Source organism: Halogeometricum limi, from assembly GCF_900115785.1.
Lineage (GTDB): Archaea > Halobacteriota > Halobacteria > Halobacteriales > Haloferacaceae > Halogeometricum > Halogeometricum limi.
Map to the genome: position 1 here is coordinate 170,319 of NZ_FOYS01000001.1, position 15,277 is coordinate 185,595.

The window sequence follows — 15,277 nt, forward strand, 5'->3', positions numbered from 1 at the left end:
GTCCGGTCAGGCGTTCGTTACTTCCTCGTACTCGGCGGCGATGTCGGCGAACGTCCGGTCGTCGGCCCGGACCGACTCTAACTCCGCGGCGAGGGCGTCGACGGGGACGCGGACCTGTCGGCCGGAGTCACGTTCGCGGATGGTGACCGTCGTCTCGCTGTCGCCCTCCAGACCGTCTCGGTCGACGGTGATACAGAACGGCGTGCCGACTTCGTCCTGTCTCCGGTAGCGACGGCCGATGCTGCCGGAGTCGTCGTAGAAGACCGAGAGGCCGGCCGTCCGCAGGTCGTCGACGATGTCTTCCGCGAGGTCGACGAGTTCGTCGACGTTGCTCACGAGGGGGAACACGCCCACGTCGCGCGGCGCGACGGCGGGGGCGAGCGACAGATACGTCCGTTCCTCGTCGTCCACCTCGTCCTCCTCGTACGCGTGCGCGAGGAGCGTGTACACCGTTCGGTCGACGCCGAACGAGGGTTCGACGACGTGCGGCGTGACGTGTTCGCCGCTCTCGGTCTGTTCTTCGACGGCGAAGTTCGTCACGTCGGTGTCGACGGCGTAGGACTCGCCGTCCACCTCGACGGTCACCTCGTCGGCGTCGAAGGCGTCCGGGTCGCGTTCCGCGAGCGTCTCTAACGCCTGCTTCACGCCGCCCGCCGCGCCGCCGAACTCGGGGCCGAGGACGGACATGTCGGGGTCGACGACGGCGCGTTCGACCGTCTTCGGTTCGTCGTACTGCCGGAAGACGGTGAAGTCCTCGTCGGCGTGTTCGGCGTGCTTCGACAGGTCGTAGTCCGACCGGTAGGAGAAGCCCGCGATTTCTATCCAGTCGCCGTCGACTTCGCTCTCGGCGTCCCAGCAGTCCGAGGAGTAGTGCGCGAGTTCGCCGGGGAGGTGTTGGCGGAACCGGAAGCGGTCCACGTCGACGCCGATACGTTCGTACCACTCCTGGGCGACGCCGAGGAAGTAGCCGACCCACGCGTTGGCGACGATGCCGTCTTCGACGGCGGCCCCGATAGTCGTCTCCACGTAGTCGCCGTCGTCGGCCTGTTGTTCGTCTGCGGGGTAGAGAAGCACCTCGACGTCTTCTACGGACGAGAGGTCGGGTTCGTCGCGTTCGGGGTCGACGAACTGCTCTAACTCGGCCTGCGTGAACTCGCGCGTGCGGACGATGCTCTTCCGCGGCGAAATCTCGTTGCGGTAGGCGCGGCCCACCTGCGTCACGCCGAACGGCAGGCGGTTACGGGCGTACTCTTTGATGCGCGGGAACTCCACGAAGATGCCCTGCGCCGTCTCCGGGCGGAGGTAGCCCGCCGTCGAGGAACCGGGGCCGATGTTCGTCTCGAACATGAGATTGAAGTCCTCAACGGACTGGCCCGCGAGGTCAGCGCCGCAGTTCGGACAGACGAGGCCCAGGTCGGCGATTCGCTCGGCCGCTTCCTCGACGGACAGCGTCTCGGCGTCTTCGAGGTCGGAGTTGTCCTCGATGAGGTGGTCCGCGCGGTGGGACTCGCCGCACTCGGCGCACTCGACCAGCATGTCGTCGAAGCCGTCCAGGTGACCGGACGCCTCGAAGACGGGTTCGGGCATGATGGTCGGCGCGTCTATCTCCATGTTGCCCTCCTGGACGGCGAACCGGTCGCGCCACGCGTCTTCGACGTTCGACTTCAGCGCGGCACCCTGCGGACCGTAGGTGTAGAACCCGGCGACGCCGCCGTAGGCGTCGCTGGAACCGAAGTAGTAGCCGCGGCGTTTCGCGAGTTCGGTGAGGCGTTCGCCCTCGGTTCGTTCCGCCATCCCTACAACGCCTCCAGGAGGTCGATGTCGCGGACGATGCCGACCAGATTGTCACCGCTGACGAGCGGAATCTGCTCGATGTCTTCCGTTATCATCGCCTGTGCGGCCTCGACGGCGGACTTTCGCTTCGAGACGGTGACCACGTCGGTGCTCATGAACGTCGACACCGGTTCGGCCGGGAGTTCGACGTTCCGCGTCGGGACGTAGCGGTTGCCGACGGTCTTGATTCCCTCCCACATCCACTCGTCGTCCTGGTCGGCGACGGAACCGCCGGTGTCGTCCTCGCCCTCGACGACGCGCGCCACGTCGATGATGTCGACTTCGGTGAGGATGCCCGCCATCTGGCCCTCCTCGTCGAGTGCGACGGCGTAGGGGACGTTCGCGTAGAAAATCTCGCGCTCGGCGACGGTCAACGGCGTCTCGACGTACGTGGTGTTCACGTCCTTCGAGGCGACGTCCGCCGCACCCGCGTCGAGTGCGACTTCGCCGCGGGCGATGGCGCGAACCACGTCGGTGACGGTGACGATGCCCTCCAGTTCGCCGTCGACGACGGGAACGCGACGAGTACCCTCTTCGACCATCATGCGGGCGACGTCCTCGACGGAGGTGTCGGCCGTCGTCGTCGGCACGTCGCGCATGAGGACGGCCAGTTGGTCTTCGTCGGGGTGTTCGATGAGGTCCTCTCGGCTGACGAGGCCGCGGTAGGCCTCCTCGCCGTCGGTCTCTTTCACGACCGGCACAGACGAGAAGCCGCGCTCTTGGAGATACTCCAGAACGTCGTCACGGGTGCCCGGGAGTTTCACGGTCACCACGTCCTCTCGCGGAGTCATCGCGTCGGCTACTTGCATACCCCGTCGTACTTCCCGCCGCCTCTTGTACTCTGCGAAGGTCTGCGACGCGTTCGCGTGGCGTCGAGGGAGTGAGACGCTCCGAGGTCAGACGGGCACGACGCCGAACACCGTCTCCAGCAGGTAGGAGACGAAGAGCGCCCACATCCCGCCGACGAAGACGCGCAGGCCCCACGACGACCGATACGCCGGGTCGGGAGCCAACGAGGCGGGCAGGAGCGTTCGGCGGGCGACGTCGCTTCGACGGCCCTCGCCTGCGTCTCCCGCCCGACGCCCGTCTGCGCCGCCCGCCGGACGCTCCTTCTCGTCGGACGCGCCGTCTCGTCCGCGTCTCCACGCGCGCTTCGGACGGAGCGAGAGGAGCGACCCGCCCATCGCGAGGAACCCGAAGACGAACAGGCCGCGCTTGAACCCGACGGGGCCGTTGCCGACGACGAGGCCGACGAGAGCCAGCAGAACGGACCCACAGAGGAGGACGACGACGCCCCACGTCGCGGCGTCGAGTGCGATTTTGAACAGTTGCGCGGGCGGGGGCATCTCGTCTGTGGGTCCCGAGTCGCCTCTCGGGCGGGAGTCGACGGTGTCCGAATCGAGGTCCATTGGCGGTGAGTACGGCCGTTTCGTCGAGCGGACGGGTAGAACTTCCCCTCGCGTTCGGCCCCGCCGACGAACTGACTCCCCGGTCAGATTCTGAGCATCGTCGTGGTCTTTCCGACGAGTTTATGTAGGGTTGTTACAGAGTATCAAACATGACGCCGAATGTGACGGCATCGTCCGACGCGTCGCGCGCCGAGGTCATGGCCTCGGTGGACTCCAGTCTCTCCCGCTCGGAGTTCATTATCGCAGACATCTCCTGCGACAACGCGTGGCTTTCGATGCGAGAGGCGGAGGCGCCGTCACTTCGGGACTGGGCCTGAGCGCCCACGGGTCGGCGGGCGCGGCACGTCCGCCGACTCACTTCGACTCCGCGAATTCTCACGCGTGAGCGCCGAACGGCGGCGTTCGCGCCGGCAGACTCGTCCACTTCTCCCGAGCGACTGCGTCGTCTCGTCGCCTCGTCCGTCCCGAACACTGAACACTTTTGCCGTTCCCACGCAAGCACCTGTCTATGAACTATCGGGCAGTCGAATCCAGTCGCGAGTTCCTCCTCCGACTGGACAACGGGGCGGACTGGCGCGAGGAGATAGAGGAGTTCGCCGAACTCGAGGACATCGAATCGGCGTGGTTCAACGCCATGGGCGCGGTGCAGGACGCCGAGGTGTGGTTCTACGATCAGACCGAGCAAGATTACCGCTCCGTGACGTTCGACGAACCGTTGGAAGTCGCCGCCTGCGTCGGCAACGTCGCCCTCCTCGACGACGAACCGTTCGCGCACACGCACGCCGTCCTCTCCCGTCGAAGCGGCCAGTCGTTGGCGGGCCACCTCAACGCCGCCACCGTCTTCGCGGGCGAGGTGTACCTCCGCGCGTTCGACGAACCGCTCGAACGCGAACACGACGACGTGACCGACTTAGACCTCTGGTTGTAGACCGTGCACGAAGACGACGAACGGTACTTCGCGCGCATCGAGGACCGTCTCGACGAGGCGTTCGACCGCGCCCGCGCCGCGAAGGGACAGGGGCGTGACCCGCAACCCGAGGTCGAGATTCCGGTCGCCAAAGACATGGCCGACCGCGTCGAGAACATCCTCGGTATCCCCGGCGTGGCGGAACGCGTCCGCGAGTTGGAAGGGCAGATGTCCCGCGAGGAGGCCGCCCTCGAACTCGTCAACGACTTCGTCGAGGGGAGCGTCGGCGACTACGACTCCCGCGCCGGGAAGGTCGAAGGCGCGGTGCGGACGGCCGTCGCCCTCCTCACCGAGGGCGTCGTCGCCGCGCCCATCGAGGGCATCGACCGCGTCGAAATCTTAGAGAACGACGACGGCACCGAGTTCGTCAACGTCTACTACGCCGGCCCGATTCGCTCCGCCGGCGGGACCGCACAGGCGCTCTCGGTCCTCGTCGCCGACTTCGCCCGGTCGCTTCTCGGCATCGAGGAGTACAAGGCGCGAGACATCGAAGTCGAGCGCTACGCCGAAGAGGTCGCTCTCTACGACAAGGAGACCGGACTGCAGTACTCGCCGAAGGACAAGGAGACGAAGTTCATCGCAGAGCACATGCCCATCATGCTCGACGGCGAGGCGACGGGCGACGAGGAAGTCTCCGGGTTCCGTGACCTCGAACGCGTCGACACCAACTCCGCCCGCGGTGGGATGTGTCTGGTCATGGCCGAGGGTATCGCGCTGAAAGCCCCGAAGATTCAGCGCTACACCCGACAACTCGACGAAGTCGACTGGCCGTGGTTGCAGGACCTCATCGACGGCACCTACTACGAGGGCGGCGGGGCGGACGACGGCGACGGCGACGGCGACGAAGACGACGCGGCCGAGGACGCCGACGCGGCCGACGAGACGCCCGAGGACGCCGTCGAAGACGCCCCGGAACCGGCCGGTCCCGCCCGCGTCGACCCCGCGAGCAAGTACCTCCGCGACCTCATCGCCGGGCGTCCCGTCTTCGGCCATCCGAGCGAGGCGGGCGGGTTCCGCCTCCGCTACGGCCGTTCCCGCAACCACGGCTTCGCGACGGCGGGCGTCCACCCCGCAACGATGCACCTCGTCGACGACTTCCTCGCGACGGGGACGCAGATAAAGACCGAACGTCCCGGGAAGGCGGGCGGCGTCATCCCCGTCGACTCCATCGAGGGGCCGACGGTCAGACTCGCCAACGGCGACGTGCGGCGCATCGACGACCCCGAGGAGGCGCTGAAAGTGAGAAACGGCGTCGAGAAGATTCTGGACCTCGGGGAGTACCTCGTCAACTTCGGCGAGTTCGTCGAGAACAACCACCCGCTCGCACCCGCGTCGTACGTCTACGAGTGGTGGGTTCAGGAGTTCGAGTCCGCGGGTGCACCGGTCCAAGCCCTCGAAGACGACCCGCGAATCGACCTCGAACATCCGACGGCCGAACAGGCGTTCGAGTGGGCCACCGAGTACGACTGCCATCTCCACCCCGACTACACCTATCTCTGGCACGACATCACCGTCGACGAGTTCGAGACGCTCGCGGACGCCGCGGCGGGCGGACGAGTCGTCGAGTCCGACGGCGGCGTCGTCCTCGAACCCGACGACGCAGACTCCACCGACGGCGTCCTCGAACTCGACCGGACCGAGGAACTCACCCGACTGCTCGAACACCTCCTCGTCGAGCACACCCAGACCGACGAGACGCTCCGGATTCCGGAGTGGCGACTGTTCGCGCGTTCGCTCGGTCTCACAGCGTCCTTAGAGATGACCTGGGACGACCTCTCCGCGGAGGCCCGCCAGTGGGCCGGCGGCGACAACGCCGTGAAGGCCGTCACCGAAGTCGCCCCCTTCGACGTGCGCGAACGCGCTCCGACCCGAATCGGCAACCGGATGGGTCGCCCCGAGAAATCCGAGTCGCGGGACCTCTCGCCCGCGGTCCACACGCTGTTCCCCATCAGCGAGATGGGCGGGAACCAACGCGACGTCGGCGAGGCGGCCCGCGCGCGAAACGAACAGGGCGTCCGCGGCGAACTGAACGCCCTCGTCGGTGACCGCGAGTGCCCCGACTGCGGCGCGCACACGTTCAAGAACCGCTGTCCCGACTGCGAGACGCACACCGAACCGCACTACGAGTGCGAGGAGTGCGGTACCGTCGTCGAACCCGACGAGTCCGGTCGCGTGTTCTGCGAACGCTGCGAACGCGAGGTGGAGAGCCCCGACTGGTTCTCCATCGACCTCTCGACGGAACTCCGTTCGGCGTTAGAGAACGTCGGCGAACGCGAGTCCTCCTACCCCATCCTGAAAGGCGTGAAGGGACTCACCTCGGCGAACAAGACGCCCGAAGCCATCGAGAAAGGCATCCTCCGGGCGAAACACGGCGTCTCCTCGTTCAAAGACGGGACCGTCCGCTACGACATGACCGACCTCCCAGTCACCTCGGTTCGCCCCGCGGAACTCGACGTCTCCGTCGACCACTTCCGCGAACTCGGCTACGAGACGGACATCGACGGCGAACCCCTGCGGTTCGACGACCAACTCGTCGAACTGAAAGTACAGGACATCGTCCTCTCGGACGGCGCGGCCCAACACATGCTGAAGACGGCCGACTTCGTCGACGACCTCCTCTCGAAGTTCTACGGTTTAGAGCCGTTCTACGACGTAGAGGAACGAGACGACCTCATCGGCGAACTCGTGTTCGGGATGGCCCCGCACACCTCCGCGGCCGTCGTCGGGCGCGTCGTCGGATTCACGTCCGCGGCCGTCGGCTACGCCCACCCGTATTTTCACGCCGCCAAGCGGCGGAACTGCGACGGCGACGAAGATTGCGTCATGCTCCTCATGGACGGCCTCCTGAACTTCTCGAAGGAGTTCCTCCCGGACAAGCGCGGCGGGCAGATGGACGCCCCGCTCGTGATGTCCTCGCGCATCGACCCCTCGGAGATTGACGACGAGGCGCACAACATGGACATCGTGCGCCAGTACCCCGAGGCGTTCTACGAGGCTTCCTTAGAGATGGCCGACCCCGGCGAGGTGGAGAACCTCATCCAACTCGGCGAGGACACCCTCGGCACCGACGACGAGTACCGCGGGTTCGACCACACCCACGACACCACCGACATCGCCCTCGGCCCGGACCTCTCGGCGTACAAGACGCTCGGGTCGATGATGGACAAGATGGACGCGCAACTCGAACTCGCGCGGAAACTCCGCGCCGTCGACGAGACTGACGTGGCCGAACGGGTCATCGAGGGGCACTTCCTCCCGGACCTCATCGGGAACCTCCGCGCGTTCTCCAGACAGGAGACGCGCTGTCTCGACTGCGGCGAGAAGTATCGACGGATGCCGCTGACCGGCGACTGCCGGGAGTGCGGCGGCCGAGTCAACCTCACCGTCCACCAGGGGTCGGTGAACAAGTACATGGACGTCGCCATCGAGGTGGCCGAGGAGTTCGGCTGTCGCGACTACACGAAACAGCGACTCGAAGTCCTCGAAAAGAGCCTCGAATCGGTCTTCGAGAACGACAAAAACAAGGCCTCGAAGTTGGGCGACTTCATGTAGGACCTTTTTGCTGACTCGGGTTTCCTCGCGTCGCCTTCGGCGACGCTGCGGGAACCCTCGTTGCAAAAAGCTCCACCAAAAATCTCCCACAGACTCGGCCTTCGGCCTCGTCTGTGGTGCGACATCCTGACTGCTCCGCCGCCGCACCGCTCCGCCGCCGCATCCGCCCTGCTTCTACTCCGCCGGCCCCACGCCGTGCAGGCCGTCGGCGGCGTCCACGTACACCGCGCCGTCGACGGGCGTGACGCCGTGAATCGTCTGGTTCACGGTGTCTGAGACCTGCACCTCGGGCGTCGCGTACGACCACAGACCCTCGCCCGTCGTCGCGTCGTAGGCGTACAGCGTCCCCCCGTTCGTCACGTACAGCACGTCTCCCGTACACGCCACGGGGACGGCGCGACGGTTCGGCAGTTCTCGTGCGGACCCGTCTTCGGCATCGAGTGCGAGCATCGTCTCGTTCGGACCGACCGCGTAGACGGTTCCGTCGGCCACGACGGGTGGCCCGCGGGCAGGCCCCGTCTCGGCGGCCCAGCGAACGCTCCCGTCCGCCGTATCGAGCGCGTACAGTCGATACCGTCGCTCGTCGCTCGACCGGTAGTCGACGACGTAGGCGGTTCCGTCGGCGACGGCGACGCTCCCCCACCCGTGCGAGACGGCGTCGCTCACGAACCGTTCCTCGCCCGTCTCCAGTTCGACGGCGTGGACGCCCGCATCGCTCGTCACGAACACCGCGCCGTCGCCGACGGCGGGCGTCGCCCGCGACCGGACACCCGATTCGTACGACCAGCGCTCGGTCCCATCGAAGTCGAACGCCGTGAGTCGCGGCGGCGTCTCGGTGTACCCACCGCCGTTGACGAAGAGGGTGTCGTCCGTCACCGTCGGCGCGCCCTGAATCCCCTTCGTCTCCGGGCCGCGCCACAGCACCTCGTCGCGGTCGGTGGCGAGACAGAACACCTCGACGAACGTCGTGACGAACGCCCGGTCACCGGCGACGGCGGGCGGACTGTTCACGCCGTACGAGACGAGGTCCGTCGCCGAGCGAACCGCGGCCGTCGCGGGTCGCGACGCGTGAACGACTTCGGTTCCTCCCGCGCGTAGACGTTGTACATCGTTCCGTCGGCGACGCTCGGCGCGTGTCCGGCGTCCAACGTCCAGTAGCCCGCGGCGTCGCGGAGGCCGGACAGTTCGGGTGCGTAGCCGGTGTTGCCGGCGTCGAAGCGGAACTGGGGCCACGCTCCCGACGAATCGAGCGGTGGCTCACCGGGCGGCGTCGCGGTGACCCGTTCGTCGGGGCCGTCCGTCGGTCCGTACGTCTCCGTCTCGGGCGTCACTTCGGTCTCCGTCGCCGTCGGCGGTCGGGTGGGCGATTCGGTCGGCGACGACGACTCGTCGGATTCGGCGGTACACCCGGCGAGGCCGACGGCGGCGACGCCGGCGAGGTGGAGGAACGAGCGACGGGTCCGGCGTTCGTCTGCACCGCGCGTTGGAGGGCGCATATCTCCCGTTCGACCACCGAACGTGAGTACCTTCTGTAATTTCGCCGAAGAGATTTATTCCGTTGGCCGTCGAATCCTCTCCCATGGCCGAACAAAAACCCACCGCGAGCATCGGAACCGTCGTGTACACCGAGGACGGCCGCGAACTCGGGACGATTCGCGGCTTCGACGACGACGGCTTCTTCGTGACGACCAGAGAGGGCATCGCCAGCCTCTCCATCGAACACGAACGCGCCGGCCACGAGTTCGGCGAGGCCGAGTTGGCGTGGCGCTGTGCCAACTGCGGCGAGATGGGTCAGTTGGACGAGATGCCCGACAAGTGCCCGGACTGCGGCGCGCCGAAGGAAGACCTGTTCTACTGGACCGAGGACTGACCGCGCCTCGGTCTCGGCCGCGGACCGTCCGTAGACGACGGACGGCCGTGACGACGTACCGACCGACCGCCGACGACCGACCCCGACGCTTTTTCCGACTCGCGTCCATCGCTCGCCATGGATATCCTCGTCTTCGGTGCCGGCAGTCTCGGGACGCTCGTCGGCGCGGTTCTCGCCCGGACGCACGACGTGACGCTCGTCGGCCGCGACCCGCACGTCTCGAACGTCCGCGAGTCGGGCGTCCGCGTCTCCGGCGCGCTCGACGTTCACACCACGCCCGCGGCGACGACGGCGGGCGAGGGCCGCGCGGCCGACCTCGCGATAGTGACGGTCAAGTCGTTCGACACCCCCGCGGCCGTCGACGCGCTCTCGACGGGGGCGTTCGACGCGGTGCTCTCGCTCCAGAACGGTCTCACCGAAGGCGAACTCGCCGCCGGACTCGACGCACCCGTCCTCGCCGGGACGGCCACCTACGGCGCGCGCCTCACGGCCCCCGGCCACGTCGAGTGTACCGGCGTCGGGCGCGTCGTCCTCGGAGCACGGCGCGGCGGCACCGACCCCCGCGCGGAACGGGTCGGGAAGGCGTTCCGCGACGCCGGCCTCGACACCCTCGTCGCCGCCGACATGCCGCGCCGTCGCTGGGAGAAACTCGCGGTCAACGCCGGTATCAACGCCGTCACCGCCCTCGCCCGCGTCGAGAACGGCGCACTCGCCGAGGGACCGGGGTCCGAACTGGCGCACCGCGCCGCCCGCGAGACGGCCCGCGTCGCCCGCGCGGAAGGCGTCTCGCTCACGAACCGACGTGCCCGCGCGTCGCTCGCGGAGGTGGTCGACGCGACGAGTGCGAACCGGTCGTCGATGCTTCAGGACGTGGACGCCGGTCGGAGAACGGAGGTGGACGCCATCCACGGCGTCGTCGTCGAACGAGCGGAGCGACACCGACTCGACGTGCCGACGCACCGTACGCTCGCGGCCCTCCTCCGAACGTGGGAGCGCGGACGGGGCGTCCGGTCGTAACCGCGAGCAGGCGAGTCGCATCGCTCAAACGGGTCGGTCTCGAAGCCCCCACGTGAACCAACAGACCGCCTGGCTAGTCCTCCTCGGTGCCGCCGTGTTCGAGACGGTGTGGGCTATCGGACTGGAGTACGCCGACGGCTTCTCGAACCTCCGAGCGACGCTCGTCGTCGTCGTCGCACTCGTCGTGAGTATGGCCGGCCTCGCGAAAGCCGTCCAAGTCCTCCCCGTCGGGACGGCGTACGCCGCCTGGACCGGTATCGGCGCGGTGGGAACCGTCGTTCTCGGCATCGTCCTCTTCGGTGAGTCGACGTCGCTCGTCAGACTCGTCTGTCTCTCCGCCATCGTCGCGGGCGTCGTCGGCCTGCGCTTTGCGGCCTGAAGACGAGACGAACAGCGACAGCGGGTCGCCTACTCCAGATAGCCGAGGTCACGGAGGCGGTCTTGGGCCTCCTCGTCCATCGACTCCACGGAGTCGTCCGACACGTCGGCGTCGAGAGCGTCCGTCCACGCGCCGCCGACGTTCGACTCGAACGCCGAGAGCGCCGCCTCGGTCGCTTCGATTCGGTCGTCGTCGCTCCCGGCGAGATTCTCCGTCTCTCCGGGGTCTTCGTCCAGGCGATACGCTTCGTCGGGGATGCGGTCGATGCGGACGTACTTCGCGTCCGTCCGGCGTGCGGCCCGCATCCGCGAGTAAAAGCGCGAATCCTCGGGCAGCGTGATTCCGGCGGCAGAGGCCTTCTCCTCTAACTGCTTCAGTTCGACGACGGGTCGCGAGTACTCGACGAACGCGTACTCACCGTCGCGAGTCTGGCCGGGGTCCTCGTTCGTCGCGTCGGCGAACTCCCGGTAGGAGTCGGAGAGAAGCGACCGCGTTCGGTCGAGGGCGACCACGTCGTCGCCGGGGTCTGCGGGCGTGCCGCCCTCCACGTCGAGGGCGTCCAAGACGGTGTGGTAGAGATCGACGAGTTCGACCTGGTCCTCGCGGCGTTCCTCCTCCAACGCGGGATGCTTCACCATCAGCGGGACGTTCACGAGCGGGTCGTACAGGCAGAACTCGTGACCGTACAGGTCGTGTTCGCCGTGGAGTTCGCCGTGGTCCGCGCAGACGACGACCATCGTGTCGTCCCAGCGGTCGGTCTCTTTCAGCCAGTCGAACAGGCGGCCGAGTTGGTCGTCGATGTGGGCGATTTCGGCGTCGTACAGGCCGCCGATAGCCTCCCACTCCTCGTCGTCGATGTCGCGCGCGCCGGCGTTGTACTCTTTGGAGTTCTGACACACTTCCGTCGAGTCGACGCCGGGTGCGAACTCGTCTGCGAACTCCTCGGGCGGGTGGTACGGCAGGTGCGCGTCCATGAGGTTGATGAACGCGAACGACCGCTCGGAGGAGTCGATGAACGCCTTCGTCCGGTCGACGACGGCGGGCGTCTTCGAGTCGGACCCGCCGCCACTCGCGAGATACTCGTGGGCGGTGTTGCCGAGGCTGACGAGTTTGTCGGCGACGGCCCGGAGGGCGTCGTTGTCGTTCATCGTCTTCCACGCCTTCGCCAACGGCCCGGAGAGGAACTCTCCGGGCATCACCTCGAAGAAGTTGTCCTGGTCGGAGAAGCCGTCGGTCAGGTGGGTGTACGGCGTTATCCAGGCGTTCGACGAGTAGCAGGCGGTGTCGTATCCCGCCGCGGAGAGCGTCTGTGCGAGCGTCGTCGCGCCCTCTAAGTACGGGTTCTCCTGGTCTGCGCCGTGGTCGGAGGGGTACATCCCGGTGAAGAGCGAGGCGTGGACGGGGAGGGTCCACGGCGCCGGGGCGACGGCCTGTTCGAAGACGGTCGCCTCCTCCGCGAACGCTTCGAGGTTCGGCGTCGTCGGCCGGTCGTACCCGTACGGCGTGAGTCGGTCCTTCCGGACCGTGTCCATCACGACGAAGAGAACGTTCTCGGGCGACTCAGTGCTCATACACCTCTCTCGCGCGGACAGAATGAAAGAGTCACCGGTCTCCCGCGTCGCCGCGGTGGGGACCGACTAGAAGGGGGCCTGCGGGCCTTCGTCGCTGCCGCCGTCGTCGGAACTGGACTCGCCGGGGAACGACGGGGACATGCCGCCGCCGTGGCCGCCGTCGCCGCCCATGCCGGTGTCGGCGTTGACTTTCTCGATTTCGGGAATCTCTTTGACCATTCGGCTCTTGATGGCCTGGATGGTCATCGGCGAGATACCGCACCCGGAACATGCTCCGCCGAGCATGATGGTGACTTCGCCGTTCTCTCGGTCGAGGTGCTGAATCGCCGCGGAGCCACCGTGCATCTGAATCTGCGGGAAGTTCCGGCGCAGGAAGTTGGTGACGCGTTCTTTCAGGTCGTCGTCCGCGTTGCTCGCGTCCGTGCTCATACGCCGGGATTCGTGGTGGACGGGCTTAGACCTTTGGTTCGGGTACGTCGCTTCCGTCTCTCGATTCGGCCCTCTCAGCCGTCGACGCCGAAGATACGTCGATGTTCGGCGACCAACTCGTCGAGGTAGCGGTCCAACACGGCGTCGAACTTCTCGTCTTCGACGACGACGCCGGTCAGTCGGTCTCTCGGGTTCTCGGGCAGTTGGATGTAGAAGTCGCCGTCCTCGTACATCGGTTCTGACTCGTTCAGAATCTGCTGGTCGATGGCGTGGATGAGGTTCGAGTCGTACTCGTCGTTCATCGTGCTGAACGCGTTCTTGTACGCTCGCTGGAGTTGCGGGAAGTAGTGGACGTACTTGTCCTCGAACTTCTCGGGGTCGAAGTCGGTCATACCTCGGAGTTTTCCGTTCGAGGAGAAAAGTCGGACGGTCCGTCCGTTCGATGGTCGTCGCCGGTCGCCCGTCGCGTCTCTCCCGGCCGAGCACCCGCGACGCCGGACGGGCGGCGGCCATCGCGCGGCGTTCGGGTGCGAGTGACACGGACAGCTTGTCCGACTGATGAACGTCTCTTTCGGAGAACATTCGGACTCGGGGCTAAAATCCTTAACACGGGCGACCGTTATCTGCGGCCTGTCATGTCCGCCGAAACGTACGGAGCCCTCAGTCTGCTCCCAGCACTGTTCGCCATCGTGCTGACGCTGTTGAGCAGACAGGTGCTCCTCTCGTTGTTCACCGGTATCTGGATAGGTGCGACCATCTTGGTCGGGTGGAATCCCATCGCGGGGGCGGCTCACTCGCTCCAGTTGGTCATCAATAGCGTCACGGGGTCGTTCAACAGCAAACTACTGTTGTTTACGTTCCTCTCGGGGGCGATGCTCGGGATGATATTCCTCTCGGGCGGGATGAGCGCTCTCGCTCGGCGCATCATCTCGCGTATCGAGACGCGGAAGCAGGCGGAACTGGGAACGGGCCTCCTCGGGATGCTCATCTTCGTCGATTCGTACGCGAGCACGATGATAACCGGGTCCGTGATGCGCCCCATCACCGACCAGTTCGACATCAGTCGCGAGAAACTCGCGTACCTCCTCGACTCGACCACCTCGCCCGTCGTGAGCGTCGCCGTCGTCTCGACGTGGGTCGGCTTCGAGGTCGGACTCATCAGAGAGCAGTTCTCCCAACTCGGTATCGACCAGAGCGCGTTCGTGGTGTTCCTCCAGAGCATCCCGTTCCGTTTCTACAGCCTCCTCGCCGTCGTCCTCGTCTTCATCCTCGTCTGGATGGGGTGGAACTTCGGCCCGATGAAACGCGCCGAGAAGCGCGCCAAAGAGGAGGGGAAAGTGCTCGCGGACGACGCCGACCCGCTCATCGAAACTCGTGAGGAGGACATCGTCACGCCCGACCACGTCGACTCGCGCTGGTGGTACTTCGCCGCGCCCATCGTCGTGCTGGTCGCCGTGACCGGGTTCGGTCTGCTCTACTCCGGCGGGTGGCCCGCGAAGGCCCCCGTCGAAGCGCTGAAAGGTGCGGCCACCGCCGACGCCATCCTCTGGGGCGTCTTCTCGGCGTGTGCACTCTTGCTCGCCATCCTCGTCGGCCACGCGCGCGTCGAACTCGAAGCGGTGAGCGACGCCATCTTCGAGGGGTTCAAGATGGTGATGTTCCCGGTGGCTATCCTCTCGCTGGCGTGGACTATCGGCGGCGTCAGCGAGTCGCTCGGCGTCGGCCCCTACGTCGTCAGCATCGCGGAGGGTGTCGTCACCCCCGCACTCCTCCCCGCTATCGTGTTCGTCTCGGCGGCCATCATCTCCTTCTCCATCGGCACCTCGTGGGGAACGATGGGTATCATGTTCCCGGTGGCGGTTCCGCTGGCGTACCAACTCGGCGCGGCGTTACCGCTCGCCATCGGCGCGATACTCACCGGGTCGCTGTTCGGTGACCACTGCTCGCCCATCAGCGACACGACGGTCCTCTCGTCGATGTTCGCCGGGGCCGACCACGTCGACCACGTGAACACCCAGATTCCGTACGCGGTGCTGTGTGGGTCCGTCGCGACGGCGTTGTTCGTCGCGGCCGGCTACGGCGTCGGTGCGCTCGTCCTTCTGCCGATCGGGGTCGTCACCCTGTTCGCCGCCGCGTACGTCCTCTCCCAACACGTCGACGTGCGCGTGCCGGCGATGTTCGGGTCGTCGTCGGACTGAACCGCCGACGATATCCGAGACGGCGCTCACCCGCCTCGGCGATCGATTCGAT

General features: G+C 66.7%; 14 protein-coding genes. 7 read left to right on the forward strand and 7 right to left on the reverse strand.

From position 1 onward, the window contains the following. Positions 1-6 precede the first annotated feature (6 nt). From glyS to BM282_RS00845, 3 genes are all read right to left on the reverse strand, one after another. Complete coding sequence (gene glyS / locus BM282_RS00835) at positions 7-1,794, reverse strand: glycine--tRNA ligase (protein WP_089875863.1); 1,788 nt, start codon at positions 1,792-1,794, stop codon at positions 7-9. 2 nt (positions 1,795-1,796) lie between these two features. After that, positions 1,797-2,642, reverse strand: coding sequence for a CBS domain-containing protein (locus BM282_RS00840; RefSeq protein WP_089875865.1), 846 nt, complete (start codon positions 2,640-2,642; stop codon positions 1,797-1,799). An 87-nt stretch (positions 2,643-2,729) separates the two neighbouring features. Beyond that, the gene (locus tag BM282_RS00845; RefSeq protein WP_089875866.1) at positions 2,730-3,242 is read right to left on the reverse strand and encodes a DUF7555 family protein; all 513 of its coding nucleotides are present in this window, start codon (positions 3,240-3,242) and stop codon (positions 2,730-2,732) included. A gap of 149 nt (positions 3,243-3,391) precedes the next feature. Between BM282_RS00845 and BM282_RS18335 the strand changes: the two genes are divergently transcribed. The 3 genes from BM282_RS18335 (at position 3,392) to BM282_RS00855 (ending at position 7,761) form a co-directional block, all read left to right on the forward strand. Continuing rightward, complete coding sequence (locus BM282_RS18335; RefSeq protein WP_175501325.1) at positions 3,392-3,559, forward strand: DUF7556 family protein; 168 nt, start codon at positions 3,392-3,394, stop codon at positions 3,557-3,559. Positions 3,560-3,750: 191 nt separating this feature from the next. Further along, positions 3,751-4,170: a PPC domain-containing DNA-binding protein gene (locus tag BM282_RS00850; RefSeq protein WP_089875868.1), complete on the forward strand. Its 420-nt coding sequence runs from the start codon at positions 3,751-3,753 to the stop codon at positions 4,168-4,170. A gap of 3 nt (positions 4,171-4,173) precedes the next feature. After that, positions 4,174-7,761, forward strand: a complete 3,588-nt coding sequence (locus BM282_RS00855) for a DNA polymerase II large subunit (protein ID WP_089875870.1) — start codon at positions 4,174-4,176, stop codon at positions 7,759-7,761. Between the two features lie 174 nt (positions 7,762-7,935). On the opposite strand, the gene BM282_RS00860 is transcribed toward BM282_RS00855, so the two are convergent. Next, the gene (locus BM282_RS00860; protein WP_245758259.1) at positions 7,936-8,994 is read right to left on the reverse strand and encodes a PQQ-binding-like beta-propeller repeat protein; all 1,059 of its coding nucleotides are present in this window, start codon (positions 8,992-8,994) and stop codon (positions 7,936-7,938) included. Positions 8,995-9,340: 346 nt separating this feature from the next. Between BM282_RS00860 and BM282_RS00865 the strand changes: the two genes are divergently transcribed. The 3 genes from BM282_RS00865 (at position 9,341) to BM282_RS00875 (ending at position 11,027) form a co-directional block, all read left to right on the forward strand. Next, entirely contained in the window at positions 9,341-9,631 is a 291-nt protein-coding gene (locus BM282_RS00865) for a DUF7130 family rubredoxin-like protein (RefSeq protein WP_089875872.1), read from the forward strand. 117 nt (positions 9,632-9,748) lie between these two features. After that, positions 9,749-10,648 carry a ketopantoate reductase family protein gene (locus BM282_RS00870; RefSeq protein ID WP_089875874.1) on the forward strand — a complete coding sequence of 300 codons (900 nt, stop codon included), beginning with the start codon at positions 9,749-9,751 and terminating at the stop codon, positions 10,646-10,648. 52 nt (positions 10,649-10,700) lie between these two features. After that, entirely contained in the window at positions 10,701-11,027 is a 327-nt protein-coding gene (locus tag BM282_RS00875) for a DMT family transporter (protein WP_089875876.1), read from the forward strand. 29 nt (positions 11,028-11,056) lie between these two features. Here BM282_RS00875 and BM282_RS00880 read toward each other — a convergent pair whose 3' ends face one another. From BM282_RS00880 to BM282_RS00890, 3 genes are all read right to left on the reverse strand, one after another. Continuing rightward, positions 11,057-12,598, reverse strand: coding sequence for a sulfatase (locus tag BM282_RS00880; protein ID WP_089875878.1), 1,542 nt, complete (start codon positions 12,596-12,598; stop codon positions 11,057-11,059). A 66-nt stretch (positions 12,599-12,664) separates the two neighbouring features. Next, positions 12,665-13,027: a NifU family protein gene (locus tag BM282_RS00885; RefSeq protein WP_089875880.1), complete on the reverse strand. Its 363-nt coding sequence runs from the start codon at positions 13,025-13,027 to the stop codon at positions 12,665-12,667. A 74-nt stretch (positions 13,028-13,101) separates the two neighbouring features. After that, positions 13,102-13,419: a DUF5783 family protein gene (locus BM282_RS00890; RefSeq protein ID WP_089875882.1), complete on the reverse strand. Its 318-nt coding sequence runs from the start codon at positions 13,417-13,419 to the stop codon at positions 13,102-13,104. A gap of 243 nt (positions 13,420-13,662) precedes the next feature. Between BM282_RS00890 and BM282_RS00895 the strand changes: the two genes are divergently transcribed. Continuing rightward, complete coding sequence (locus BM282_RS00895) at positions 13,663-15,225, forward strand: Na+/H+ antiporter NhaC family protein (RefSeq protein WP_089875884.1); 1,563 nt, start codon at positions 13,663-13,665, stop codon at positions 15,223-15,225. Positions 15,226-15,277 lie beyond the last annotated feature (52 nt).